This window comes from Micromonospora sp. A202 (assembly GCF_006715105.1).
Lineage (GTDB): Bacteria > Actinomycetota > Actinomycetes > Mycobacteriales > Micromonosporaceae > Micromonospora > Micromonospora zamorensis.
In genome coordinates this window covers 2,366,811-2,392,549 of the sequence record NZ_VFMP01000001.1, presented here as the reverse complement: position 1 = coordinate 2,392,549, position 25,739 = coordinate 2,366,811, and the positions used below count along the sequence as shown (strand labels likewise).

At 67.9% G+C, this 25,739-nt stretch carries 27 protein-coding genes; 18 read left to right on the top strand and 9 right to left on the bottom strand.

Features of this window, described 5'->3' with window-relative positions:
• Positions 1-16: 16 nt before the first annotated feature.
• Positions 17-871: a helix-turn-helix transcriptional regulator gene (locus tag FBZ33_RS11050; protein ID WP_141908951.1), complete on the bottom strand. Its 855-nt coding sequence runs from the start codon at positions 869-871 to the stop codon at positions 17-19.
• A gap of 93 nt (positions 872-964) precedes the next feature.
• Here FBZ33_RS11050 and FBZ33_RS11045 point away from each other — a divergent pair, with 93 nt between their 5' ends.
• The 3 genes from FBZ33_RS11045 to FBZ33_RS11035 all read left to right on the top strand — a co-directional run bounded on the left by FBZ33_RS11045 (position 965) and on the right by FBZ33_RS11035 (position 3,181).
• Positions 965-1,645 carry an SDR family NAD(P)-dependent oxidoreductase gene (locus FBZ33_RS11045; RefSeq protein WP_099852380.1) on the top strand — a complete coding sequence of 227 codons (681 nt, stop codon included), beginning with the start codon at positions 965-967 and terminating at the stop codon, positions 1,643-1,645.
• An 18-nt stretch (positions 1,646-1,663) separates the two neighbouring features.
• Positions 1,664-2,056: an ester cyclase gene (locus tag FBZ33_RS11040; RefSeq protein ID WP_141908950.1), complete on the top strand. Its 393-nt coding sequence runs from the start codon at positions 1,664-1,666 to the stop codon at positions 2,054-2,056.
• A 201-nt stretch (positions 2,057-2,257) separates the two neighbouring features.
• The gene (locus tag FBZ33_RS11035) at positions 2,258-3,181 is read left to right on the top strand and encodes an AEC family transporter (RefSeq protein ID WP_141908949.1); all 924 of its coding nucleotides are present in this window, start codon (positions 2,258-2,260) and stop codon (positions 3,179-3,181) included.
• 67 nt (positions 3,182-3,248) lie between these two features.
• Here FBZ33_RS11035 and FBZ33_RS11030 read toward each other — a convergent pair whose 3' ends face one another.
• Positions 3,249-3,959 carry an alpha/beta hydrolase gene (locus FBZ33_RS11030; RefSeq protein ID WP_141908948.1) on the bottom strand — a complete coding sequence of 237 codons (711 nt, stop codon included), beginning with the start codon at positions 3,957-3,959 and terminating at the stop codon, positions 3,249-3,251.
• Positions 3,960-4,228: 269 nt separating this feature from the next.
• The gene (locus tag FBZ33_RS11025; RefSeq protein ID WP_141908947.1) at positions 4,229-5,086 is read right to left on the bottom strand and encodes a hypothetical protein; all 858 of its coding nucleotides are present in this window, start codon (positions 5,084-5,086) and stop codon (positions 4,229-4,231) included.
• 498 nt (positions 5,087-5,584) lie between these two features.
• On the opposite strand from FBZ33_RS11025, the gene FBZ33_RS11020 reads away from it, so the two are divergent.
• The gene (locus FBZ33_RS11020) at positions 5,585-6,340 is read left to right on the top strand and encodes an SUMF1/EgtB/PvdO family nonheme iron enzyme (RefSeq protein WP_141908946.1); all 756 of its coding nucleotides are present in this window, start codon (positions 5,585-5,587) and stop codon (positions 6,338-6,340) included.
• 124 nt (positions 6,341-6,464) lie between these two features.
• Here FBZ33_RS11020 and FBZ33_RS11015 read toward each other — a convergent pair whose 3' ends face one another.
• The 3 genes from FBZ33_RS11015 to FBZ33_RS11005 form a co-directional block, all read right to left on the bottom strand.
• The gene (locus FBZ33_RS11015) at positions 6,465-7,193 is read right to left on the bottom strand and encodes an alpha/beta fold hydrolase (protein WP_255509119.1); all 729 of its coding nucleotides are present in this window, start codon (positions 7,191-7,193) and stop codon (positions 6,465-6,467) included.
• Positions 7,194-7,290: 97 nt separating this feature from the next.
• Positions 7,291-7,860 (bottom strand): DJ-1/PfpI family protein, encoded by a 570-nt coding sequence (locus FBZ33_RS11010; protein ID WP_141908944.1) that lies wholly within the window; start codon positions 7,858-7,860, stop codon positions 7,291-7,293.
• 89 nt (positions 7,861-7,949) lie between these two features.
• Positions 7,950-8,693, bottom strand: a complete 744-nt coding sequence (locus FBZ33_RS11005) for a GntR family transcriptional regulator (protein ID WP_088947638.1) — start codon at positions 8,691-8,693, stop codon at positions 7,950-7,952.
• 440 nt (positions 8,694-9,133) lie between these two features.
• Here FBZ33_RS11005 and FBZ33_RS11000 point away from each other — a divergent pair, with 440 nt between their 5' ends.
• The 8 genes from FBZ33_RS11000 (at position 9,134) to FBZ33_RS10965 (ending at position 18,040) form a co-directional block, all read left to right on the top strand.
• Positions 9,134-10,519 carry an extracellular solute-binding protein gene (locus FBZ33_RS11000; protein ID WP_255508805.1) on the top strand — a complete coding sequence of 462 codons (1,386 nt, stop codon included), beginning with the start codon at positions 9,134-9,136 and terminating at the stop codon, positions 10,517-10,519.
• Between the two features lie 80 nt (positions 10,520-10,599).
• The gene (locus FBZ33_RS10995; RefSeq protein ID WP_225854939.1) at positions 10,600-11,466 is read left to right on the top strand and encodes a carbohydrate ABC transporter permease; all 867 of its coding nucleotides are present in this window, start codon (positions 10,600-10,602) and stop codon (positions 11,464-11,466) included.
• The gene (locus tag FBZ33_RS10990; RefSeq protein ID WP_141908941.1) at positions 11,466-12,377 is read left to right on the top strand and encodes a carbohydrate ABC transporter permease; all 912 of its coding nucleotides are present in this window, start codon (positions 11,466-11,468) and stop codon (positions 12,375-12,377) included. Before FBZ33_RS10995 ends, FBZ33_RS10990 begins: the two co-directional genes overlap by 1 nt.
• The gene (locus FBZ33_RS10985) at positions 12,377-13,444 is read left to right on the top strand and encodes an ABC transporter ATP-binding protein (protein ID WP_141908940.1); all 1,068 of its coding nucleotides are present in this window, start codon (positions 12,377-12,379) and stop codon (positions 13,442-13,444) included. The genes FBZ33_RS10990 and FBZ33_RS10985 overlap by 1 nt, the downstream gene beginning before the upstream one ends.
• Positions 13,444-14,520, top strand: coding sequence for an ABC transporter ATP-binding protein (locus FBZ33_RS10980; RefSeq protein WP_141908939.1), 1,077 nt, complete (start codon positions 13,444-13,446; stop codon positions 14,518-14,520). The genes FBZ33_RS10985 and FBZ33_RS10980 overlap by 1 nt, the downstream gene beginning before the upstream one ends.
• A gap of 150 nt (positions 14,521-14,670) precedes the next feature.
• Complete coding sequence (locus FBZ33_RS10975; protein WP_141908938.1) at positions 14,671-16,131, top strand: NAD-dependent succinate-semialdehyde dehydrogenase; 1,461 nt, start codon at positions 14,671-14,673, stop codon at positions 16,129-16,131.
• A gap of 108 nt (positions 16,132-16,239) precedes the next feature.
• Positions 16,240-17,493 carry an iron-containing alcohol dehydrogenase gene (locus tag FBZ33_RS10970; RefSeq protein ID WP_141908937.1) on the top strand — a complete coding sequence of 418 codons (1,254 nt, stop codon included), beginning with the start codon at positions 16,240-16,242 and terminating at the stop codon, positions 17,491-17,493.
• 343 nt (positions 17,494-17,836) lie between these two features.
• The gene (locus FBZ33_RS10965) at positions 17,837-18,040 is read left to right on the top strand and encodes a cold-shock protein (protein WP_013283833.1); all 204 of its coding nucleotides are present in this window, start codon (positions 17,837-17,839) and stop codon (positions 18,038-18,040) included.
• Between the two features lie 82 nt (positions 18,041-18,122).
• Here the strand turns inward: FBZ33_RS10965 and FBZ33_RS10960 are convergent, their stop codons facing one another.
• Positions 18,123-18,479, bottom strand: a complete 357-nt coding sequence (locus FBZ33_RS10960; protein ID WP_141908936.1) for a nuclear transport factor 2 family protein — start codon at positions 18,477-18,479, stop codon at positions 18,123-18,125.
• A 333-nt stretch (positions 18,480-18,812) separates the two neighbouring features.
• On the opposite strand from FBZ33_RS10960, the gene FBZ33_RS33340 reads away from it, so the two are divergent.
• Positions 18,813-18,947, top strand: a complete 135-nt coding sequence (locus FBZ33_RS33340; RefSeq protein WP_255508804.1) for a hypothetical protein — start codon at positions 18,813-18,815, stop codon at positions 18,945-18,947.
• A 623-nt stretch (positions 18,948-19,570) separates the two neighbouring features.
• On the opposite strand, the gene FBZ33_RS32715 is transcribed toward FBZ33_RS33340, so the two are convergent.
• On the bottom strand, positions 19,571-19,744 hold the full coding sequence (locus FBZ33_RS32715; RefSeq protein ID WP_158240895.1) for a hypothetical protein: 174 nt from the start codon (positions 19,742-19,744) through the stop codon (positions 19,571-19,573).
• 88 nt (positions 19,745-19,832) lie between these two features.
• Entirely contained in the window at positions 19,833-20,030 is a 198-nt protein-coding gene (locus FBZ33_RS10955) for a hypothetical protein (protein WP_141908935.1), read from the bottom strand.
• Positions 20,031-20,102: 72 nt separating this feature from the next.
• On the opposite strand from FBZ33_RS10955, the gene FBZ33_RS10950 reads away from it, so the two are divergent.
• The 5 genes from FBZ33_RS10950 to FBZ33_RS10925 all read left to right on the top strand — a co-directional run bounded on the left by FBZ33_RS10950 (position 20,103) and on the right by FBZ33_RS10925 (position 25,156).
• A complete protein-coding gene (locus FBZ33_RS10950) occupies positions 20,103-20,984 on the top strand; it encodes a GNAT family N-acetyltransferase (protein WP_221629449.1) in 882 nt (293 codons plus the stop codon).
• A 254-nt stretch (positions 20,985-21,238) separates the two neighbouring features.
• Entirely contained in the window at positions 21,239-21,673 is a 435-nt protein-coding gene (locus tag FBZ33_RS10940; RefSeq protein WP_099852351.1) for a VOC family protein, read from the top strand.
• A gap of 41 nt (positions 21,674-21,714) precedes the next feature.
• Entirely contained in the window at positions 21,715-22,014 is a 300-nt protein-coding gene (locus tag FBZ33_RS10935; RefSeq protein ID WP_255508803.1) for a hypothetical protein, read from the top strand.
• A gap of 53 nt (positions 22,015-22,067) precedes the next feature.
• Complete coding sequence (locus FBZ33_RS10930) at positions 22,068-23,408, top strand: MFS transporter (RefSeq protein WP_255508802.1); 1,341 nt, start codon at positions 22,068-22,070, stop codon at positions 23,406-23,408.
• The gene (locus tag FBZ33_RS10925; protein WP_141908934.1) at positions 23,405-25,156 is read left to right on the top strand and encodes a glycoside hydrolase family 2 protein; all 1,752 of its coding nucleotides are present in this window, start codon (positions 23,405-23,407) and stop codon (positions 25,154-25,156) included. Before FBZ33_RS10930 ends, FBZ33_RS10925 begins: the two co-directional genes overlap by 4 nt.
• The last annotated feature ends 583 nt before the right edge of the window (positions 25,157-25,739 follow it).

The window sequence follows — 25,739 nt, the reverse complement described above, 5'->3', positions numbered from 1 at the left end:
GGGCACGACGTGGGTCCTAACCCGGCCGCCGCTGAAGCTGCTGGAGCCCGATGACGCGAAGAAGGTCGAGCTTCTGCTCGTCCTCGGAGTCCGGCACCGCCGTCATCATCACTATCGTCTGGTCGCCGGGGCCGCCGGTGAACGTGTCGCAGTCCACGATGATGTCCCCCACCAGCTCCGTGTGCAGGGTTTTGCGGCTGGTGCGTAGTTCCCCGACCGTCCCGGCCTTCCAGCGCCGGGCGAAATCAGGGGAAGCCTTGAGCAGACGATCGATCAGCTGGGGGATGTCCGGATCGTCTGGGTAGCGGCCGGCCGCGGTACGCAGGTGACCGACGAGGTCTCGCGCGTACGCCTCGTCGTCCTCGGGGGTGTGCGTCACCGGGATGGAACCCGCGAAGTACATCCAGGTGACATTGCGCTCCAGCCGGGTCAGGCTGGACGGGTCACCGAACAGGGCCGCCCAGAGTGGATTCCACAGCACCAGTTCACCGATCGCGGTATGCACCGCCACAGCCACCGGGGCGTTGCGGAACCGGTCCACCATCCGCTGCGCGCTCGGAGTCACCTGTCGGGGCACAAATCCCGCCGGCGGTACGGCCGCGCCCGCGACCCGGAACAGGTGGTCGCGTTCCAGGTCGTTCAAGCGCAGCGCCCGGGCCAGCGAGGCCAGCAGCTGCGGCGAGGGGTGACGGGCCCGGCCCTGCTCCAGGCGGACGATGTAGTCCACGCTCACCCCGGCGAGCAGAGCCAACTCCTCACGACGCAGCCCGGGAGCGCGACGGCCCAAGCCCGGGGGCAGGCCCACATCCGCCGGGCGTACCCGGTCCCGCCATGCTCGAAGGACCTGCGCGAACTCATCCACGTCATCCATGATGCCCGGCATCCTGCGCAGTGGGTGGTACTGCTGGTCCCACCGTCGAACAGGGCCTGCCGGTCGGTCCCGCGGCGGCGCACATTGGGTGGCATGACCACAACTTTGGTGACCGGAGCCAACAAGGGCCTCGGTCTGGAGACCACCCGCCGCCTGATCGCCGCCGGCCACACCGTCTACGCCGGCATGCGTGACCTGGCCTCCGGCGATGCCGCCCGCGACCTCGGAGCCGTCGCGGTTCAGCTCGACGTCACCGACCAGGACAGCGTCGACAAGGCGATCGGGTCGCTGCGAACACTCGACGTATTGATCAACAACGCGGCCGTCGTGGGACCGTCGTGGGGCCTCGACGACCTGGACGTCGACGCGATGCGCGTGGCCTTCGAGACCAACGTCTACGGCGTCGTACGGGTCACACAGGCCGCCCTGCCCCTGTTGCGGCAGTCGTCCGCGCCGGTGATCGTCAACGTCGCCTCCGGACTCGGCTTCCCCCGCGCCCTGCTGGACCCCGAGGACGACTCCTTCAACGGCTACATGATTCCGTACGCCAGCTCGAAGGCCGCGGTGCTCGCGCTCACCATTCAGTACGCCAAGAACCTGCCCGGAATGCGGATCAACGCCTCCGACCCCGGCTACACCGCCACCGACCTCAACAGTCACAAGGGGCACCAGACCGTCACCGAAGGCACCGACGCCACTGTCGCCCTGGCCCTGATCGGCCCCGACGGTCCCACCGGTGAATACCACAACCGCCAGGGACGGATCACCTACTGAACGAAAGGAATGACTGCAGTGGCCGACAGCGATAGTCGTGACTGGTATCTGCGGTACATCGCGACACTCAACGCCCATGAGCTCGACCGGATGGACGAGTTCATCGCCGACGAGGTCATGCTGAACGGCGAGCCGGGGACGAGGGACGATGTCCTCGCCGACATGCGGTCCATCGTCAACGCCGTTCCGGACATGCACTGGGAGGTTCAGGAACTGCTGTTCGACCGCGACCGCATCGCCGCGCGTGTGGTCAACACCGGCACCCCGGTGAAGGAGTGGCTCGGCGTCGCTCCGACCGGAAAGTCGTTCGAGATCATCGAGTACGCGATCTACAAGGTCAACGATGGCCGTTTCGTGCAGATGACCAACCTGCACGACTCAGCCGATGTGAGCCGGCAGTTGACTGCCTGACCGCAGGACGAGGTCGGGCGGCCGCAAGCCGTCCGACCATCTCCTGGAATGATCCCGTGAAGTTGCGGATGAGCGGGATGTTTGTTCGATCCGGGCGGGATGCGAGGCTGAACGTGTGGCTTCCCGATCGACGTACAGGGAGACAACCCGGCGGCGCCAGTCCCTGAGCCGGCGCGACGCCCGCCGCCGGGTGACGCCCGGATGAGCTTGGTGTCGGCGTTCGTACCGATCTGGATCCTTACCGCGGTCGGCTACGCGGCCTGTCGTTGGGGCCTGCTGGGCGAGGCGGCGGCGGCGGTGCTCGGCCGATTCGTGTTCCAACTCGCGATGCCGTCCGCCCTGTTCCTAGCCCTGTCCCACATGCCACTCTCCGGGTTCGCCGGCCGCCCGCTGCTCGCCTTCGGGGTGAGCACGGCCGCGGTCGTCGGGTTCGGCTGGGTCGGCGCGAGCTGGCTGTTCGGTCGCAAGCCCGGCGAACGGCCGATCTGGGGCATGGCCGCCGGGTACGTAAACTCGGCGAACCTCGGCATCCCCATCGCAACACAGGTTCTCGGCAACGTGTCGTTCCTGGCGCAGGTGGTGCTGCTGCAGCTGCTGGTGGTGACGCCCGTGATCCTGATCGCCCTGGACCGGCACAGCGACCCGGCCGGGCGGGTACGGGCCCGCCGCCTCGCCTCCCTGCCGGTACGCAACCCCGTGATCCTGGCGTCGCTGCTCGGTGTCGCGTGCTCGGCCACCGGCCTGCACCTGCCGTCGACGGCCAGCGCGCCGCTCACCCTACTGTCGGGCGCCGCGGTTCCAACCGCCCTGGTCGCGCTCGGCGCGTCGCTGCACCGCACGTCACCGAGCCGAGCCGAGCCGGCCAAGCCGGGCGAGCTGGCCATGATCACCGCGCTGAAGCTCGTCGCACAGCCGGTCATCGCGTACGCGGCCGGACTGGCCCTGCACCTGTCCGCCCCGCAGTTGCTCGCCGTGGTGGTGTGCGCGGGCCTGCCGACAGCGCAGAACACATTCATCTACAGCCAGGAGTACGGCGTCGGCGAGACCGTGACCAACCGGGCGGTGGTGGTGACCACGACGCTGTCGCTGGCCACCCTGGCCGCGGCGGCGACGCTGCTCGGGTAGGCCCGGCGGCGTCGTCAGTCGAGGCCCGCTGTCAGCGGCAGATCAGTGCGTCGGATCAGGTCGGGGCTCAGGAGGTCGAGGATCGCCAGTCAAGGGTCATCGCCATGATGCGGTCCGTTACAGCGCGCGGGTCCACCAACTGGTGCAGATGCCTGCCTGGAACGTGGTCGACGGCCCAGCCGCGCTGCCTCGCATCGGTGGCGACCGGCTCGTACGGTGGACCGAACAGCAGGTAGCCGCACGGCCGGTCGTCCCAGCCGGCCGGGGTGGGCACGAGTTCCTCGTAGTAGCTCAGCGGCAGCCGGGGCTGTTCGGCCGACACAGCTCTGCGCGTCTGCGCGTTCAGGAACATCGGCGCGACGTCGGACTCGTCCCACCACGCCGTCCATTGCGGAAGCCGACCGTCGGTCACCTTCGGGCGTAGAAAGTCCACCAGCTCAGGTGGCGCGACAGGCGTCGGTCCTGCGGGTGACGGCAGCGCCGCATCGACGAACAGGCAGCCGACGATTCGTCGGGAGGTTGCTTCCACGATGACCGGCACGAAGAGGCCAGCGTTGCTGTGCGCCACGATGACGACGGGTTGGCCCGGCGGTAGCCGGTCGATCGCGGCTCTGACCTTTTCGGCGACGGACCGCCAGAACGGCGGACGCGCATCCGCGACGCCCAGGAGTGACGGCACGATGGCCACCGCGCCCGAGTCTTCGAGTGTCTGCGCTGTCGATGCCCAGGTGAGGGGCCCGACCGATGGACTGTGCACGAGAACGTAGGCGGCGTTCATGACCAAACCCTTCATGATTCGGCCATGGGGCCGCCACCCCACTCGTCACGCTGACCGCGAACAACGGGCTATGCCGTCAGGGAGGTTGGCTTCATGACCCACGGGATCCACTCTTCGGCACGTCCGGCCGCACCAGCGGCAGGCGGCAACCGTCGGTGACGCGCGGTTGGCGGCAGAAGAGTGAGCGCAGCACCGATCCGAAGCACGGTGACCTTGACCGATCGAGGGCGGGGCGGTAGCCGGGCTGGCTGCCGTCGTCACTCGCCCTGCTACCGACTGCCCGGCGTACGCGACGGGTCGTGGCCCAGTCCATAGCCGGCATGAATCTCCACCGCGCTCACTCCTAGCGCGTCGAGACCTCGGTTGAGCCCGCGGTACGCCCTGAACTCCGCCGTCACGTACTGCTCGCCCTCGACCGCGGTCGGGGGAGCCCAGCCGCTGCGGCCCAGCGCTGTAATCGCTGTCTGCATCGCCACCCATGGGCGGTGTCCGGTGACGCCGACCAGCGCATACACCCGGGTGAACGACACCGGCGGACCGACCTCGACAGGTCCGGGGCCGTCACAGGTCCGCCTGCCGACCCGTTGGGCGAGTGTTGTGGCCACCTCAACGGCACGGTCCGCATCGCTGGCGGACACGTCGACCACAAGCGCCACGCGTACCGTTGCTTGTTCTCGTATCAATGCCTGCAGTTCGGTGGGGAGCTCCTCAGCCTCGGCCTCGGTCACAACGCCGCCATCGGTATTCGCTTCGGTGTCCTCCGGCGGGGCGGTATCGATGTCACCGGCGGCGTCGACGTCGAGCCAGTATCCGGTGTTGCGGAAATGAGAGGCCGCCTCGCGCCAGGCGAGATGGGCCGGTTCGGTGGCGCCGCCGGACACCGGCGGGGGCAGCTCATTGCCGGACAGGAACCCCCGTACGAAGTACCGGGTCTGCTCGGAGCAGTCGCCAATTTCCCCCTTTGACACCCGGGTACGGATGCCGCGCTCTGCGCAATAGGCGAACATGCGTCCGGCGAACGTGTGCGGATTGCCGTCGAGGAGGTAGTGCCGTCCGCATCGCTCGGTGTCGAACCACAAATTGGGGTCGACGTCGGGCGGCAACGGCGGACGAGCAGGCAATGACATTCGACGATTGTAGGACGCACGTGTGCTAGAACGGCCGACAGCCCGGACGGGACCTAGCGGTAAGCCTGCTCACAGCGGCGGCACGGCCTGGTCTCCCGGGCAGCCGCACGACCCCCTCCAATGGCGCCGGCATCCTGGCAAAGATCGGTACTCAGGCTTCGACCTACAGAACCGCATCAGCATGAGTCCACTGCGCAACTCGAACCGGCAGCGAAGGTCGCGCCGACACCCTCATCGACAGAACCGAATGTGGTATCTGGCGCGGCTTCGACCACGGGCCGTGACGCACGGGAGGCCGCGGCCGGCGCGGCGAAGAACAGCTCGCTCCTAACGAAGACGCAAGTTGCCCAGTCAGTTGGTCGTCGACCAGCGCTGCCATGCCTTTTCGGGATGTCGGTAGCCATCGGTCAGAGGCATGATCAGGCGGTTGGTGCGTGCGCGAGCGGCGGGCTCGTCGGGACAGACCGCTGGGCGGATTGCCTGCTAGCCTTCGCCGCCATGTGGACCGAGGAGATTGTGGCCGGACGACCGGCATGGCGGGATGTCCCGTCGGGGGTCGTGTTTCGGGAGGTTCCGGGAGGCACCTTCCGGATGGGCCTGTCCGAGGCGGAGCTCGACGCGGTACGCGCCATCGAGCGCAGTGGCGGCGTCGAGGACACGATCGAGCCGTTCCTCGCCAACGCTAAGGACGCACAGCCGGTACGCGAGGTGCGGGTCGAGCCGTTCCTGCTCGCACGGCACCCACTGACCGTGGCGCAGGTCCGGCACTGGCTGCCCGAGTACGAAGACGACTACGCCGAGGCGGACACCGGCACCGCCCGGCTCGAAGGCGATCTGGAGGACCTGCTCAAGCTGTTGCCCTTCCAACTGCCCAGCGAGGCGCAGTGGGAATACGCGGCGCGGGCCGGCACCACCACGCTCACCTTCCGCGGTGACGGGAAACCCGACGAGGACCAACTCCTCGACGACTTCGGAGACGAAGCGCGGACGGCCGCCGGCGAGAGCGCGTTCGGGCTGGCGGCGCTGGGCTCGGCGAACGAGCTCTGCGCCGACGTGTGGACTCCCGGGTTCGACGGCGCGCCGGCAGACGCGCTGCCACGGACCGGTGACGGGCCCCGGACCGTACGCGGTGGAGCCGCCGACCTATACCCATGGCAGGGCTGTGACGAGTGGTTGTTGCTGCTCTCCGCCACCCGGTACGAACACGCCGACTTCACGGCGGTACGCCCAGCCGCACCACTGCCACCCCAGTGATGGTGGTCTGAGCGGAGGGCCGACGACGGGCGGCAAGCCAGGGACGGGCCTGGGCGTCGGATCGGTGCGCCTGATGCTCTTGAGCCCGGCCGCGGACCTACCGCAGCAACTAGTGATCTCGGTCCTAGCCGAGGAAGCATGACAGCAGTTGCCTGAACTCGTGCGGGTGCTCGATCGCCGGCACGTGCCCGCATCGGCCGAGCACGTGCAGGCGGACATCGGCCAGGTGTTCGAGCAGGGGCTGGGCTGCCGTCCCGAGCGGGGTGACTCGGTCCTCGGCGCCGTGGACGAGCAGCACGGGTGCGCGCACCGCTGCCAGCGTTTGCGCCGAGAGGGTGAGCTCGTCTACCCATCGCGCCCTGGGTGGAGGGAACAACGACGCGAATGCGGCCGCCCCCGCTCGCATCGCAGCTGCACGGGCATCGACGGCCGAATCGGTCACGAGCGCTTGGTCGAAAACGAGGCGACTCAGCATGTCTCGTGCCCCGACCGGGCCGGCGGGGGCGGCCCAGATCGCGTCGAGCTCGGCGGACAGCGGCGCCCCGGGGGCGCCCATCGTCGAGACCGCCACGACACGGGTGACCTGCTGGGGGCGCGCGGCCGCCAACGCCAGCGCCACAGCGCCGCCCATGGAGTGACCCACCACCGAGTAGTGCTCGAAACCGAGAGCATCCATCAGGCCCGCGGCCTGCTCCGTCCACAGCCGGAGCCCACCCCTGGAGCCCGCCGGGACAGGCGTGCGGCCGAAGCCCGCCTGGTCAGGAGCCACCAGGTGCCAGGACGTGCCCAGCGTCTGCGCCGTCGTTGCCCAGGCGCCGGACCCGGTCGTGCCGGGTCCGGAGCCGTGCAGCATCAGCACCGCGGGCCCGGTGCCGCTCTGCAGGACGTGGACGGGTGAGCCGTCGACTGTGACGGTCCGAAGTGCCGTCACCGAGGCAGGGCGGGTGCGCTCATGCCGATGCGGGGCTGACGGACTTCGAGAAGACCTCCATCATCGCCCTGCCGAATTGCGGCATGTCGGGCCATCCCCGGCAGGAGACGAGATTGCCGTCCACGACGTCAGGAGCGTCGATGACCGTCGCGCCCGCGTTTTCCATGTCACCGGTGATCGGGGGGAAGCACGCCGTCTTTCGACCCTTCAGCAGCCCGTACACCGCTGGCACCTGCGCGCCGTGGCACACCAGCGCGATGGGGAGGTTGCGCGCGAAGAAGTGCTCGGTGATGCGCCTGACGTCGGCGTCGACCCGGATCCACTCGGGGGCACGCCCCCCGGGGATGATCAGGGCGTCATAGCGCTCGACGTCGACCTCGGCCCAGGGCAGGTCGACCGGCAGCTTCCGGCCGTTCTTCTCCACGTAGGCGTCGGAGTTGGGGTCGAACTCGTGGATGACCAGTTGCACGTCACGCATCGTCCGGGACGAGACGTCAACGTCCCAGCCGCCCTCCTGCACGCGATAGTAGGGGTACATGGTGTCGAGCTCCTCGGCGGCGTCGCCGGTCAGGAGCAGCGCTCTGGGCACCTGCTTCTCCTCGCATCTGGGGGCGGGTGAGGTGGATCCAATCCGATCCGATCAGGATTGAGTTAGCATTCCTCGGCCCAGCGTGCCCGTCAAGCCTCTACCGCCACTCCTTCCGCGCCCTCGACCTCGTCGAACAATCGTCGGAAACGCTCGCCGGACCGCAGGATGTGCCGACGCATCGCGTAGGCGGCGGCGTCCGGGTCACGCGCGGCGATCGCGGCCACAATGTCCTCATGCTCGGCCATGGCCAGATGAGTGACCTGGGTGTCGTGGTGAAGCCGGAAGAGGTGCACATGGCTGTGCAGGCGAGCGAGCGCTTCACGGATGACCTGGTTCTCCGCGCTCAGGGCGACGAGATCGTGAAAAGCGGCGTCGCGTAACCCGAAGGCGCCATAGGCCATCGGCTCGTTGCCCCCCTCCAGCTCCGCCATCTCCTCCAGCATTCGTCGCAGACCGGCCACCTGCTCCGAGGACGCGCGTTCCGCGGACCTGCGCGCCGCCGCCGGTTCGAGGAGCAGGCGGACCTCGAGCATGTCCTCGAATCGGTGACGGGTGATCTGGGGAGGAATGCGGTAGCCGGCATGAGGAACACGTACGACCAGGCCCTCGGCCTCCATGCGGTTCAGAGCGTCTCGGATCGGCGTCTGCGAGACTCCCAGCTCTCGCGCGAGGACGTCGATCGTGACGCGGGAGCCAGGCTCGATCCGTAGCGACATCAGCTGTCCGAGCAGCGTGTCGTACACCTCGTCGGCGAGCCGGCCACCAGATCTTCCCGGCGGCATTCCGCCCGTCACGGCCCTACGGCCCCGCGCGGTCATCGCTTCGTCGTCCATCGTGACGTGAGGTCCTTCCTTGCGTCTTCGGGAAGCTGTTGACATCGATCGCAGCGCTGCGGGATGCTGACGCCCCCACTCGGATCGTATAGGAAAGGTGTCGGATGCCCGCCATCCCGCACCCATGGCGGGGCCGCCAGCCATTGCTCTACTTCGATCACCTGAAGCTCCCCAGGCATGTTCGACGTCCTGCTCGGTTCGTCACCGGGCCGTAGGTGGGCCGAAGGACTGTTCGACAGCATGACGACCCAGTACATCGCGGCGCACTCGTGACGCCGGTCCGCGGGTCGGCCCCCGCGACAGCCCGGCAACACGCCTGCACAACCCAGCAACTGCTCGGCGAAGCACATAGCGAGGTTCTAGAAGTCCCCACCCAGAAAGCAGGCATAAAAATGCGCTATCCCAAGCGAATAGGAAGAATGTCCGCTCCCGGTCGAAAGGTGCGGCTGGCGACGGCGGCCATGCTGCTGGTGGCCACGACCGTGACGGCTTGCGGCGATGACAAGGACGACGGCGGGAAGACGAGCGCCCCGAAGGCGCCGGCGACCATACCGGAGCTCACCAAGGACCCGCTGAACCTCAGCTTCATCTGGTTCGACTGGCCGCCCGCCCAGGCACTGGAAGCCTTCGCGAACGCGGAGTACAAGAAAGAGCGGCCGAACGCGACCATCAAGGTCAACACCGTGCCGAACGCCAACTGGCACGACGCGATGTTCACCCAGTTCGCCGCGCGCAAGACCGACTTCGACATCGCGATCCTGGACTCGCAACACATCGGCGAGGCCGTGACGAACGGCAACATCCTCGACCTCACCGACTTCGTCAAGAACAACATCGACGTCACGGCCTACAACCCGTACCTCCTGGCGGCGTACGGCCAGTTCCCCCAGGCGGAGACCGGCAAGCGCGACGAGAACGCCAGCCTCTACGGACTGCCGCTGCTCGGCGACACCTGGACGATGATCTACCGCAAGGACCTGATCGGCGACAAGCCACCGCAGACCTGGGACCAGATGATCGCAGCCGCCGAGAAGTGCCAGGCGGACAACCCTGGCGTCAGCGGGCTGGCTTTCCACCAGGCCAACGGCTCCGACGCCGCGGCCGTCACCTACAACACGGTCAACGGCGTCTACGGCGGCAACCTCTGGGACCCCAAGAACCGCAAGATCGAGGGCGTCCTCAACGACGCTGCGGGCCAGGAGGCGATGGACGTCCTGGTCAACAAGATGAAGCCGCTGACCGCCAAGGGCTCCGGCAACTGGTTCATCGACGAGGTGAACGCGGCGGTCGCCCAGGGCAAGGCCTGCATCGCGTTCAACTGGATCGCCGCGAGCGGCGGCCTGCTCGATCCGAAGCAGTCGACGCTCGGCACCACGCGGGAGCAGATTCTCGACAAGCTGGGGTTTACCACCCTGCCGAGCCAGAAGACGAACCTGGTGCCGCTCGGCGGTATGGGGATGCACGTGTCGGCCTACTCCTCCACGGCAAACCAGGCGGAGGCCCTGAACTTCATGAAGTGGTTCGAGCGGGCTGACATCCAGAAGAAGTGGGCCGCGGCCGGTGGCGTGCCATCGCGTACGGACGCCCTGGAGTCGCCCGAGTTCCTCAATGCCGGGCCGTTCAACCAGGTGTACACCGACTCGGTTCCGCGGATGCGGGACATGTGGAACGTGCCCGAGTACGCGCGCCTCGTCGACATTGAGAACACCAACGTGAACGCGGCTCTCAACGGCGCGAAGAAGCCGAAGGATGCGCTCGACGACATCGCCAAGGAGCAGCAGAGCGTGCTCGACTCGAGCAGCCGCAAGGGCGGCGGCGGACTGTGAGTGACGCCGTCCCTCTGAAGACCGATCACCCCGGGCAGGTGGCGTCCACGGCGCCACCTGCACCGGGTCGGTCCCGCCGGTTGAGCGACCGCTGGCTCGCCGTTACCTTCATCTCCCCCGCGATGCTGCTGTTGCTCGCCATGTCGGTGTTCCCGTTGCTGTGGGCGTTGTACCTGTCCTTCACCGACTACTCGGCCACCCGCGGGGGGCCCGCCAATTTCATCGGGTTCGGGAACTACACCGCCATCCTGACGTCGGCGCAGGTCCACACGCGTGCCTTGACGACGTTGATCTACGTGGTCGGCGCGGTCGGCCTGCAGACCGTGCTCGGATTCGGCATCGCCTACCTGATCTCACGGCGCACGCATGGGCGAGGAGTGCTGACCACTCTGTTCCTGGTTCCGATGATGCTGTCGCCAGTCGTGGTCGGGCTGTTCTGGCGATTCATGCTCGACGCGCAGTTCGGTGTGGTCAACAGCATGCTCGGCTCGCTCGGCCTGGGGCAGGTGGAGTGGCTCACCCGGCAGCGAACAGCATTGCTCTCCCTGATCGTGGTCGACACCTGGCAATGGACGCCGTTCATCATGCTCATCGCGCTTGCCGGCCTTACCGCGGTTCCGAAGTACCTCTACGAGGCCGCCTCGATCGACCGGGCGTCGGAGTGGTTCCGGTTCCGCACCATCACTCTTCCACTGGTATGGCCACTGCTTCTCATTGCCGTGATGTTCAGGGCCATCGAGGCATTCCGGCTGTTCGACCTCGTCTACATCCTCACCAACGGAGGCCCGGGTGTCTCCACCGAGACGTTGTCGTTCCACATCTACAAGGTCGCGTTCCTGGGCTTCAACACCGGAACCGCTTCGGCGTACGGGATCCTCATGGTCCTCGTCGTCATCGTCCTCACGCAGTTCTACCTGCGCTACCTGAACAAGCTCAAGGAGGGCTGATGGCCGTCTCCGTCGACGAGGCCGTGTCCACAGGTCCTGCCCGGGATCACACGCCCCCTGCGCGTCGCCTGGGCGGACAGGGCCGCTCCGCGCTGGAGGTCACGCTGCTGACCGTGTTGGCCGTCGTGATGCTCTTTCCGGTGCTGTGGATGATCGAGACGTCCATCAAGGAGAACCGGGACGTCTACGCCGTCCCGGCCAAGTTCTTCGACTTCAAGATCACTCTGGCCCATTACAAGGACGTGTTCTTCGCCCCCGACGGCGGTCGCTCGGCCTTGTCCGTCTCGTTCCTCAACTCCGTCGTAGTCGCCGGAGCTTCCACTGTGCTGGCCACCGTGCTGGGGGTTCCAGCGGCCTGGGCCTACTCACGCTTCGCCGTCAAGGCCAAGAAGGACCAGCTGTTCTTCATCCTGTCCACGCGCTTCATGCCGCCCGTGGTGGTCGTGATCCCGATCTTCCTCATGTACCGCCAAGTCGGACTCATCGACAACAAGCTCGGCCTGATCCTCATCTACAGCGCTTTCAACGTCCCGTTCACGATCTGGATGATGAAGGGGTTCGTCGACGAGGTGCCCGCGGAGTACGAGGATGCCGCCATGCTCGACGGCTACACCCGTTTGCAGGCGTTCCGGCGATTCACCCTCCCCCTGCTCGTGCCCGGCATCGCCGCGACGGCGGTCTTCGCACTCATCTTCTCGTGGAACGAGTTCGTGTTCGCCACCTTCCTCACCTCCAGCGACAGCGTCCGGACGGCCCCACCCGCCATTGCCGGCCTCATCGGCGGCACCACCACGGACTGGGGTCTCGTGGCCGCCGCCTCCGTGGTGTTCGCCCTACCGGTGCTCGTCTTCGCGTACCTGGTGCGCAGGCACCTCATCGCCGGTGTGACGCTCGGGGCGGTGCGACGCTGATGGCGGGCATCGAGGTGACCGCCCTGCACAAGCGCTACCCGGACGGGACGGTCGCGGTCGACCACGTGGACCTATCCATCGACGACGGCGAGCTGTTCGTGATGCTCGGCCCATCGGGCTGCGGCAAGACGACCACGCTGCGGGCCATAGCCGGCCTGGAGAGGCAGACGACGGGCGACATCCGCATCGGCGACACGTTGGTCAACGACCTGCCGCCCGCTGAGCGCGACATCGCCATGGTGTTCCAGTTCTACGCTCTCTACCCGCATCTGAAAACCCGCGACAACCTGGCGTTCCCACTGCGGGCCGAGGGACTGCCCAAGCCGGAGGTGCACAAACGGGTTGAAGAGGCCGCCCGGCTGATGCGGCTTGGTCCGCTCCTGGACCGGCGACCGCGCCAGCTGTCCGGCGGGGAGCAACAGCGCGTCGCGCTTGCTCGCGCCCTGGTGCGACGACCGCGCGCTTTCCTCATGGACGAACCTCTCACCAATCTGGACGCCGAGTTGAGAGCGGACATGCGCACGGAGATCAAGCACCTGCAGGGGAAACTGGGGGCGACGATGGTCTACGTCACCCACGACCAGGTCGAGGCGATGTCGCTCGGTCACCGAATCGCCATCCTCAACAAGGGCCGCGTCGAGCAGATCGGCACACCGTTGGAGGTCTATGACCGTCCGGCGAGTCTTTTCTGCGCCGCATTCATCGGTTCCCCGCCGATGAACCTCATTGACGTGGAGGTTGCCGACGGGAAGCTGCGCGGTCAGGGCGGACTGGTCCTCACGCCACCGTCAGGCCTGCCGCGCGACCGTCGCCTGGTCGCAGGCGTCCGGCCGGAGGCGCTGGAAGTCACCGCACCAGGGGCGGAACGTTCGGTCCCGGCCCGCGTGGTCTCGGCGGAGTGGCTGGGTGACGAAATCATCTACGTGGTCGACCACAGCGGCCAGCGCGACGTCCGGGTTCGGATGCCACCGACTGTCCGTTTCGCCGCTGACGCAACTGTCGGGTTGCGGCACACCGGCGGGACCCCGGCGGTCTACGACGTGAGCACGGAAGAGCTGGTGGCCTGATGGGAACCGTGGCAGTGCACGGGCTGCGCAAGTCCTTCGGAAAAGTCCAAGCCCTGGACGGGGTGACGCTGGACGTGCCGGACGGCTCGTTCTTCGTCGTGCTCGGGCCCTCCGGGGCAGGCAAGACGACGACCCTGCGAGCGATAGCCGGCCTGGACAGGCTTGACGCCGGGTCGGTGCATCTGGACGGCAGGGACGCGACCGGTGACACCCCGGCCGCACGCGACCTGGCCATGGTCTTCCAGAGCTACGCCCTCTACCCGCGACACACTGTGTATGAGAACATCGCCTCACCGCTGCGGGCACGCCGCTGTTCTCCAAGCGAGATCGCCGCTGCCGTCGAGCAGATGTCGAGCCTGCTGCACATCGAACGTCTGCTGCAGCGTCGTCCCGCGCAGTTGTCGGGCGGTGAGATGCAGCGTGTTGCCCTGGCCCGGGCGCTGGTCCGTCGCCCGCGCGCATTCCTCATGGACGAGCCGCTGACGAACCTCGACCTCAAGCTCCGCGTCGAGATGCGCACCGAGCTCACCCGCATCCACCGGAGCCTCGGAGCGACCTTCGTCTACGTGACCAACGACCAGGTCGAGGCCCTGTCCATGGCCGACCAGGTCGCGGTCCTCAAGGAGGGGAAGGTGCAACAGGTCGGAACGCCGACCGAGGTGTACGAGCGTCCAGCGAACCAGTGGGTCGCAGGATTCGTCGGGAGCCCGCCGATCAGCCTGCTCGCCTGCCACGCCGAGGGCGATCGTCTGGTCGGCGCTGAAGGGTGGACGCTGCCGCGGCCCCGCTGGACCACGGCCGAGGACGGTCGTGCGCTGATGCTGGGCCTGCGCGCGGAGGACCTGTCCGTCGAGCAGCGTGGGAACGCGTCGTTGTCGGGTGATCTCTACGGGCTTGAGCCGCTCGGTGACCGAACGGTGGTCGACGTCCGAGTGGGGACGGAGATCCTCAAGGTCAAGGCACGACCCACCGTCACCGGTACGCCGGGCGAGCGGCTCCTTGTCACTGTCGACCTGGATCGTGCGCACCTGTTCGATGCGGGCACCGGGCTGTCGCTGTCCGAGGCGGGGCGGTAACCGCGCCGGGCGGCGACGGCAACATGCGCCCGTACGGGGCAATCGAGCGTCGGACCGTCACCAGTGCGCACGGCCTGACGACGGTGGGACGGCCGTGGCGATCGCTGGGGCACGCCGGACATCACCAGGAAGATCACAGGAGGCGACGCGATGAGTGACCCGATGAAGGTCCTGGCCCCCGAGCACCGGCGGCTCCGGATCGGCGACGCCTGGCGCGACGCCGCAAGCGGAGCCACCTTTGCCGTCGAGGACCCGGCCACCGGCAGGACCATCGCCGAGGTGGCGGACGCCGACGTCGTCGACGGGCTCGCCGCTCTGGACGCGGCGAGCAAGGCAGTGGCGGAGTGGGCGGCCACCCCGCCGCGGAAACGGTCGGAGTTGTTGACCGCGACGTACCGGGCACTGACCGAGCGATCCGAGGAGGTCGCCCGGCTGATAACGCTCGAGATGGGCAAGCCGCTCGCCGAGGCTCGGGGAGAGGTGGCCTACGGCGCTGAGTTCTTCCGATGGTTCGCCGAGGAGGCGGTACGCGTCGAGGGGCGCTACAGCACCGCTCCGGCAGGTGGATATCGCATCCTCACCGTGCCGAGGCCGGTCGGACCGTGCGTCTTCGTGACGCCCTGGAACTTTCCGTTGGCGATGGGTGCCCGCAAGATCGCCCCTGCGCTGGCCGCGGGCTGCACGACGATCACCAAGCCAGCAGCCCAGACGCCACTCACCATGCTGTTCCTGGCCCGCGTCATGGAGGAGGTCGGCGTTCCCCCGGGCGTCGTCAACGTGGTGACCACCAAGCGCGCCGGCGCGGTGGTCTCAGCACTGCTGGCCGACAGTCGGACCCGCAAGCTCTCGTTCACCGGGTCGACCGAGGTCGGGCGCGTGCTGCTACGACAGGCTGCGGACAACGTGCTGCGTACCTCAATGGAACTGGGCGGCAACGCGGCCTTGATCGTGTGTGCGGACGCTGACCTGGACGTCGCGCTCGACGGTGCCATGGTGGCCAAGATGCGCAACATCGGGGAGTCCTGCATCGCGGCCAACCGGATCTACGTCGAGGAGCCGGTACGCGAGGAGTTCACGGCGCGCTTCGCCGAGCGGATGGGCGCGCTTTCGGTGGGCCATGGTCTCGACGACGGCGTGGACGTCGGGGCGTTGATCGACGAGGCCTCGGTCACCAAGATCGACGAGCTCGTCGCCGACGCGGTCGATCGCGGCGCCCGGCTCCTGGTGGGCGGAGAGCGCCCGAATGGGCCGGGCCACTTCTACCCGCCTACCGTCCTCGTCGACGTGCCCGAAGATGCGCGGATGCTGAAGGCGGAGATCTTCGGGCCGGTGGCGCCGATCATCTCGTTCACGTCCGACGACGAGGTGATGGCGAAGGCCAACGACACCGAACACGGCCTGGCCGGATACATCTTCACCCGTGACCTCCAGCGGGCGCTCCGGTTCGCCGAGGGGCTGGACACGGGGATGCTCGGCATCAACCGTGGCCTGATATCGGACCCGTCAGCTCCGTTCGGAGGCGTGAAGCAGTCCGGGATCGGCAAGGAGGGGTCGCACGAGGGCGTCCTTGAATACCTCGACCTCACCTACGTGGCGATCGACCTACCGTGACGGCCTGCGCCATCCGGGCGGCCAACCTTGCCGACGCCGTCCCGGTCTCGCAGGTGACCTGGACGTCCGCCCAGCACATCGCCGCCGACGTTCCGGAGAGGCACTGACATGCTTGAGACCTTCCGCGGACCACGCCAGCTGATAGTGGGCGAAGGGGTCGCGCAGAACATCCCACGAGTGGTGGCCGAGAGTGGCTCGCGAGTCCTCATCGTGACCGACCAGGTTCTTCTGGGGCAGCCGGGCGTGGCCGAGATCGTGGCCGCCGTGCGGGAGAAGGTCAAGGTCGTCGGGGTATTTTCCGACGCGACTCCAGACGTGCCACTCTCCGATGTCGCCCTGGCCGTCTCGGCCGCCGCCGAGGTGGACGCCGACGTGATCCTCGCCATCGGGGGTGGCACGGTGATTGACCTCGCCAAAATGGTCGGCGTCATCCGACGCCACGGTGGGACGCCGCGCGACTTCTACGGCGAGTCGAAGGTGCCGGGGCCGACGCTTCCTCTCGTCGCGGTCCCGACGACGTCAGGCACCGGCTCCGAACTCACACCCGTCTCGGTGTTGACCGACCCGGACCGCGAGCTGAAGGTGGGGGTTTCCAGCGTCCACATCGTTCCCGACTTCGCCATCGTCGACCCCGAACTCACCTACACCTGTCCTGCGAACGTCACCGCCCACTCCGGCATCGACGCGTTCTGTCACGCGGTGGAGAGCTACACCGCGCGACCCCGGGCCCACGGACCGCGGGACCCGGTGGAGCAGGTGTTCCTCGGCCGCAACCCGATCACCGACCACTACGCGCTCCTGGCTGCGGAGCGGATCGCCCGTAGCTTGCGGCGTGCTGTCCGGGATGGAGGCGACACGGAGGCGCGCGCGGACATGTCCTACGGCTCCATGCTCGCCGGGCTCGCCTTTTCCCACGCGGGCAACGCGGCCCCGCATGCTCTCCAGTACCCCATCGGCGCAGCTACGCACACCCCGCACGGCCTGGGCGTCGGGCTGCTACTGCCCTACGCGCTGGACGCGGCCAGGGATGCCATCAGCGACCGGTTGGCCATCCTCGCCCCGGTGTGCGGGCTCGACGTGAACGGCGCCTCGGATGCCGAGGCCGCGGACACGTTCCTCACCTGGCTCGACGGGCTCCTTGCCGACATCGGCCTCCCTCCCACCTTGGCGGACATCGGCGTGGCACGCGCCGACCTCCCGCGCTTCGCGGAGATGGCCAGTGGCGTCACCCGCTTGATCCAGAACCATCCAGGCCCGACCGACACCGCCAGCCTGACCGCGATCCTCGAAGCGGCCTGGACCGGGGACCGGACCCGACACGTCCTGACTCCGAGCGGAGACATTGACCGGCCTTCCACATGACGACGAGTCCTCTGTGGGGCGGCCAGGGCGAGCGCGAGCCGGCCGCCGGGGTGATCGCGACGGCGACGGCCTGGTCGACGTTCGCTTCACGGTTGTGGCCCCCGGCGGCATCGATGAAGCAGCCAGGTGACCAGGTCCACTCACCTCCATCGGAGCGGCGGCGGATCATGTGCTACGGTAACCGAGTTGCAGTTTTGATTTCCGTAGACGTTTTTCAGCGCCTGATGGGGTATCAAACCCATCCAGGCGCTTTTTCGTTTTCGTGTCGTTTCGACGCGGGTGATCAACGCAGCGGCGTAAGGGTCCGCACAGTGCGGTCTCTAACAGCCTGCGAGGAGCAGACATGACTACAGGTACCGTGAAGTGGTTCAACGCCGACAAGGGCTTCGGCTTCATCAGCCCGGACGACGGCGGCGCCGACGTCTTCGCCCACTTCTCCGCGATCTCGGCGAGCGGCTTCCGTAGCCTCGACGAGAACCAGAAGGTGGAGTTCGACATCACCCAGGGCCAGAAGGGCCCGCAGGCGGAGAACATCCGCCCGCTCTGATCCACACTCTGCTAACGGCGGCCCGACTGATTCAGCGGGCCGCCGTTCGGCGTTTCATACGCTCACCACGGCATCTCCACGCTCACTGGACCGGGACGAAGGTGGCGGCCAACACCCGCCAGTTGCCGTCCTCACGCACCCACAGCCGGGTGTAGCGCAACCGGGCGGACATAACGGCACCGCCCTGAACGGCATCCACCGCAGCGACCGTGCGGGTCACCCCGGTCTCACCGTCTTCCTGGACGTCGAGCGACTCCTCCACCAGGTTGGTGATTCGCAGGCCCCCCGAGCGGTAGCTCTCCAGGTCATCTTCCTTGGTAAAAACCGTGCCATCCGGTCCAGCACCCACGACCTGGGGGTGCAGAAGCGCGTCGAGGGACTCGACATCGGCGGCGAGCTGAGCGGCTTGAAGCTGCCGTTCCGCAGTGTGGAGATCCATCCAGCGATCCTCTACAGCGCCCGGCACCAAGACAAGCGGATTCGCTCGCGGCAGAACGGCAATGTCAGCCCAGTACGGCGTTCGCGGCACAACCGAACTTCGGCATGCCCGTCATGACCCGCTTACCGGAGGGATGGGGTTCGTGTCGGTGAGGCGACACGAATCATCGCCCGCCACCGGCGATGCATGCCAACGTTGGTAGGAGCTGGAACAGCGTAGGGTCAGTGTGCAGTGAAGACTTCGCGCCGCCGTGCGAGTCTTCCGTCACCTGCACGCCGCGATCAGGCGAGTACCACGCTGCACGTTCACCGACCTGCTCCAGGAGGTTCGATCATGTCCAAGGACTCGACGAGCAAGGCGAACGTCAAGAAGAAGGGTAAGACGATCAAGGAGAAGCAGACTGCGAAGCGCCTGAAGCGCGACGAGCAGAACGGGAATTCTTCAAACATCGTGTCCACCGGGCGCTGACGCCGGCAGCATCGCTCAAATGTCCAAATGCGGCGATGAAGGTGGGGGCTGACGATCGTCGGATCCCCACCTGCCGCTGCGGCATAGATCTGCGGCAGGGCCGCTCGGCTGCCCTCGCCGACACCGCTGGTTACGCTGGCCGACATACGGGCGCGGTACGCGGCGACGGCCGCACGATTTCCGCAACGACCGTCGCAGTACCTTCCGACGCGGAACTGCGGCGCCGCGGGGTCACTGTCCTGCCCGTCAGCCTGGCCGAGGCGGTTGCCGCGTTGGAGCGCGACGAGCTGTTGTGTCGGTGCTGGGTTCGCCGCGCCGGGACCTCTACACCGCGATCAAGCGCGAAGTCGTTCGCGACCTGGCGGCGATGCCCGAGTCGGAGGTGTACGCCCTGCACAACACCCGGTTCTGACCCGGATACGCAGGGTTGCCGGCTCGGCAACGCGCCGGCACCCCGTGAGGCAACCCCTGTGCCGGCACGCTGTCACGCTGCCCCCCCCCCCGGCGTGGCTATACTCCCTTTCAACCACGCCCTTGCCGGCCGAGCCGCCACCGGCTGAACCGGTCCGGTGCCCGTTCGTCCTCGGCGGCACGCCCTCGGGAGCAGGCCGGGTCAGCAACGGTCAGCCAGCGCAGACACGGCGCAGCGACCGGCCGAACGCCTCGATGTCGGCAAGGCTGTTGTAGTGGTGCACCGACGTGCGCACGAACCGTTCGATCCCGGCCGCGGCCAGGTAGAGCGGGGTGTGTGCGCCGACGCCGACCCATGTGTTGAGCCCCGTCGGCGAGAGCGTCACGGATCCGTTCCGGCAGCAGCCGGTCGTGCGTGAAGGACGCCAAGCCGCCGTGTCGGCTGCCGGGCATCAGTGGCCGGGCACCGGGTGTCTACCGAATGGTGGCGGTCAGTGCCGCGTACACCTCGGCTGTCGGCGCCGGCGACGCGGCGCGGGCGTACTCGGCGGCGGCGAGCAGGCCGAGCACCGCGGCGTTGCCGCGCTCGGCGGTCTCGAACCGGGCCGCTGCAGCGGCCGGCGCACAACCTGGAGTTGGCGGCGGAGGCCTGGCGCAGTCTGGCTGAGACACTGTCGGCTTCGGCCAGGCTACGGGGAATGAGCGCGCGACCACCGGCGAGCAGCGGAAAGGACGGTTTAGATCGTGGGAGAGACGCAGATCAGGCCGATGCGGGTCGAGGACGTGCCAGCCGCCGAGCGAGCCTCGGCGGTGACCTTCTTCGAAGGCGACCGGCTCAGTCGCCGGGTGAGTGAGCCGGAGGTTCAGCCCCGGTCCGCCGCGGTGGGCAAGCAGTGGATCGACCGGATGTCGTACCTCGTCGAGACCGATCCGGGCGGCTGTTGGGCGGCCATTGACGGTGACGACATGGTCGGCTTCGCCATCTCGCAGAATCGGGAACAGGTCTGGTATCTGGCCACGTACGGCGTGCTGCCCCAGCACCAGGGGCGCGGGCTGGGCCGACAGTTGATGGACGCCGTCCTGGCCCATGCCGATGGGCGTCCGGGGCTGTTCTCGTCGACAGTGCACCCGGGGGCCACCCGCCGCTACCGGTTGGCGGGTTTCCTGCTCCATCCGCAGATGCGCATGGTGGGCACCGTGGACCGGTCCACGCTGCCGGCGGTCTCCGGCCTGAGCGAGGGCGACGAGAACGACATCGAGTGGATGGATCGGCTGGACGTGAGCCGGCGCGGCGCCGGGCACGGCCCTGACCACGAATACATGATTCGCAGGATGCGTCTGGTGGTGTCCCGGCAGTCGGGCCGGCAGGGGTACGTGTTCATCGACGAGGACCTCGGGCAGGCGAAGCTGCTGGCGGCCCAGAACCCTCAGACGGCGTCCTCGCTGCTGTGGGAGGCGCTGGCATCGTCGCACGGGCCGACGCTGATCAACTGCATCACCACCGCCAACCACTGGGCGATCGACGTGGGGCTCGCCGCCCGGCTGGACATCGGCCAGGAGGGCTATCTTGCGCTGCGGGGCATGACGGAACCCACGCCGTACCTGGCCAGCGGCCACTTCCTCTAGCCAGCGCGGCCCTGGTCGTCCGGTGTGGGCGGCGTCGCCACGGCGGGGCCGCCCACACCGGGCAGCCTCGTCAATTTGGGTTCACCACCGGTGGCGCCGGATTCATGGGATGGGGCCAACACTGGGCCGCCAGTAAGCCATGGTTTGACGCTGCTTAAACGACGTCTCGTAGCTCCTTACCGCCCGATGCGGATCCGGACGCGACGTGACCCGGTTAGATCTGAAGCATCAGAGGGGTGCAATACGGTCCCGGCATGGCAGTCACCATTAGTCTGACGCTCGACTCCACCGACGCTCAGGTGCTCGCCCCGTTCTGGAAAACGGCCCTGGGCTACATCGACGAGCCGCCGCCCCCGCCGTTCACGACGCGTGAAGAGTGGCTCGCACAGTTCGACCTGCCGGAGGACGACCTTCCCGAGCATTCCGCGTGGCTGTGCGATCCCGACGGCATCGGCCCCCGCCTCTCCATCCTCAACGTCCCCGAGCCCAAGACCGCGAAGAACCGACTCCACATCGACATCCGGGTGCCGGGCCACGGCAGCCCCGACGAGCGGTGGGCGCGGATCCTCGCGGAGGCCGATCGCCTGGTGAGGGCCGGCGGGACGGTCCTGAGAGCGGACGACCGGCACCACGTGGTGATGGCCGACCCGGAGGGAAACGAGTTCTGCGTCGCGGCGTCGGCGGCGTAAATGGCGGCGGGTCGGCGCCGGCCTCGGTAACGTCGGCGGGCATGGCTGACGTCGTCGTGATTCCGGGCCGCGCATTCGGGCCGGGCGCACCCCTGCTCATGTACGCCGGCGATGTGGCCGAGACGCGCGGGGCGACGGTACACCGCCACTCGTGGTCCCAGGAGCCACCAAGCCCGGATGAGCCAGGGATCGAAGGCTGGGTGCGTGGCGAGGTCACCCCGCTGCTCGACACTGTCGGTGGTCGACCATTGCTGATCGCCAAGTCGCAGTCGCGGCGCTGGTCGTCGGTGGCCGGGCCGGTTGAGTACGACCACCCGCAGCCGAGACACGGACATCTGTAGAATCTCTCTCACTTTCGGGCTGCCCCCGGCTCGGCTAGCAAGGACGGTGCGCTGTGTCCGTACCCACCGCCACCGGTCCCGCGACGTTCTCCCCCGCCGGCCCCGGTGACCCGCGGCTCGGCAGACGCGCCTGGACCTCACTGGTGCTGCTCGGCTTCGTCGGCCAACTGGCCTGGGCGGTCGAGAACATGTACCTCAACGTGTTCGTCCACGACACGATCACCGATGATCCGACCGCCATCGCGACCATGGTCGCGGCGAGTGCGCTGGCCGCGACGGCGGCCACCGTGCTGATCGGAGCGATTTCCGACCGGTCCGGCCGTCGCCGGGCCTTCATCGCGGGCGGCTACCTCGCCTGGGGTGTCGCCACTGCGGCATTCGGCCTGCTCACCGTGGACGGCATTGCCGCACTGGCACCAGCGGCCGACGCGGTGCTACTGGCCCTGCTCGCCGTGATCGCGTTGGACTGCCTGATGTCGTTCCTCGGCTCGGGTGCCAACGACGCCGCGTTCCAGGCCTGGGTGACGGACGTGACCCGACCGGCGAACCGAGGCCGGGTGGAGTCGGTGCTGGCCGCGATGCCGCTACTGGCCATGCTCGCCGTCTTCGGCGGGTTCGACGGTCTCACCCGCGCCGGCCAGTGGCGGACGTTCTTCCTGATCGTCGGTGGGATCATCGCCGCGGTCGGGGTGCTGGCCTGGTTCCTGGTCCGCGACGAGCCCGTGCCCGTCCGGCGGGGCGAGCGCCTGCTCGGCTCGATGTTGCACGGGCTGCGCCCGGCTGCCGTACGCGCCAACCCCCGGCTCTACCTGGCGCTGGCCGCATGGTCGATCTGGGGTGTCTCGACCCAGGTCTTCCTGCCGTATCTGATCATCTACCTGCAGCGTTACCTGGACATCGGCGGCTACGCCCTCGTGCTCGGAGTCGTGCTGCTCGGCGCCTCCCTTGTCAGCGTGGTCGTGGGCCGGTTCATCGACCGGATGGGCCGGGTCAGTTTCCTGCTTGCCGCCGTCGCCGTGTACGCGGCCGGTCTGTTCTCGATGTACCTGGCCCGGGGCACCGGCCAGGTGATCGCTGCCGGACTGCTGATGATGTCCGGCTTCATGCTGGTGCTGGCCCCGATCGGGGCGCTGGTACGCGACTTCTCCCCGCCGGAGCGCGCCGGCCACGTACAGGGCCTGCGCATGATTTTCGCGATCCTGGTGCCGATGGTGGTCGGGCCCTACCTCGGCGCGGCGGTCATCAACGGCGCCGGTGAGACCTACACCGACCTCGGCGTGGTCAAACAGGTGCCGACGCCGGGCATCTTCCTGGCGGCGCTGACAGTGCTCGCCCTCATCGTCGTGCCGGTGCTGACCTTGCGCCGCCGGTACGACTCCGCGACGCGCGGATGATCCGGCCACTGCTGACCCCGTGGGGCGAGACGCTCGACCCGGACCGTCCGTTGCCGGAGTATCCCCGCCCGCAGCTGGTCCGGGACAGTTACCTCAACCTCAACGGCCGCTGGCAGTACGCGATCACTGACAGCCACCAACAGCCGCAGGGGTACGACGGGGAGATCATCGTGCCGTTCTCGCCGGAGACGCCTCTCTCGGGCGTCAACCGGCAACTGCTACCGGGCCAGACACTGTGGTACAGCCGGATCTTACGACTGCCCCACGGTTTCCGGCCCGACCCGTCGGCGCGGGTGCTGTTGCACTTCGGGGCCGTCGACCAGACCTGCGAGGTTTTTGTCAACGGCACGCCGGTGGGCAGGCATACCGGCGGCTACCTGCCGTTTCACTGCGACATCACCGGTGCGTTGCACGACGATGACAACACGCTGGTCGTCGCGGTACGAGACGACACCGACACCGCTTACCACTCGCGCGGCAAGCAGCGGCTGCGCCGCGGCGGAATCTGGTACAGCCCGCAGTCCGGGATCTGGCAGACCGTCTGGGCCGAGTGCGTGCCCGCGCGGCACGTACGGCGACTCAGCCTGACCCCGCGGCTCGACGAGGGCTGCCTTGAGGTGACGGTGCACGCCGACCCGGACGCCCGCGATGCGACAGTGACGATCCTGGCCGGCGACGACGTGGTTGGCGTGGCGCAGGCACCCGCCGGACGGCCGGTTCGCATTCCGGTCCCTGCCGCACGGCGGTGGAGCCCCGAGGACCCGTACCTCTATGGAGTGGTTGTGGACCTGGGCGACGACCGGGTCCGCAGTTACGTCGGCATGCGCTCCTTCGGCGTCGGCCCCGCCCCGGACGGCACGCCACGGCTGCTGCTCAACGGCGCACCGTACTTCCACGCCGGCATCCTCGACCAGGGCTACTGGTCCGACGGCTGGTACACGGCCCCCTCCGACGAGGCCCTGGTCCACGACATCGCGACCATGAAGCAACTCGGCTTCACCATGCTCCGCAAGCACATCAAGATCGAGCCGGCGCGCTGGTACTACCACTGTGATCGTCTCGGCATGCTGGTCTGGCAGGACATGGTCAACGGTGGTGGCCGGTATCGGCCGCTGGTGGTCACCGCTCCGGCGGTCAGCCCGCTGCGGCTGACCGACCGACGCCGGCGGTGGTTCGCCCGCGACGACGACGACGGGCGCGAGCAGTTCCGGGCTGAGCTGCACGACACCGTCGAGCAGCTGCGCAACGTCGTCAGCATCGCCGTGTGGGTGCCGTTCAACGAGGGGTGGGGTCAGTTCGACGCCGCCGCGATCGCAGCCGAGGTCGCCGCACTGGACCCGACCCGCAGTGTCGACCACGCCAGCGGCTGGCACGACCAGGGCGGCGGCGACCTGCGCAGCCTGCACGTCTACTTCCGCCGCTTCCGGGTGCCGCGGCGCGGCCGCGACCAACGGGTGCTGGTGTTGTCCGAGTACGGCGGCTACAGCCTTGCCGTCAGCGGGCACACGTCGACCGATCGCGAGTTCGGCTACCGCCGTTTCCGCGACGCGGCGTCGCTCGGTGCGGCTTTCCGCCGACTGCACGCCGAACAGATCGCTCCGGCGATCGCCAAAGGTCTGAGCGCCACGGTCTACACCCAACTCTCCGATGTCGAAGACGAGGTGAACGGTCTGCTCAGCTACGACCGCCGGCTGCTCAAACTGCCCGCCGAGCTGGTGGCAGAGGTCAACCGGCAGCTACGTCTCTGACGAGGGCTACCAGCGGTTACGTGCCTCCTCGGCCCAGCCGGCCCGCTCGTCGCTGCGCTGCCGGTAACCCACAACGCTTCTCAGATACGGCCATCGCGCATCACGCTCCTTCACTCGGACTTTGCCGCCTCGAAGGATCGTGCGGTGGCCGTCTCTTATCTACGCAACAAGCTCATTATGGACAAGTCGTACACCACTTCCGTGGATGTAACCTGTGGCCCAGTGCACAACAGTTACATGAACGATATAGGCGGTCACTCAAAAACCGTTTCTGGTAGACAGCTTTGCCCCCTTGACGAGGGAGTTCTATCGCAGTCTAATTTGGTGACCATGGAGGGAGGCCCACTCGTGGGAGCGATCCAGTCCGCCGTTCCGACGTGGCAGGGGTTCCCTCTGATCGCGGTTGCCGCCACAAAGGTGCGCGCACCGCGTCGGCTCGCAATGGCTGTTGCCGGCTACCAGGCTTGCGGCGTCTGCACTGCCACTGGCATGAAGCGTTCCCGGCGTCGAAGTCACCCTCAGTGCCGACCCCAACAGCAGTTGGCACCCGACGTTCATGCTTTGGCGCGCGCCGCAGTCGGGA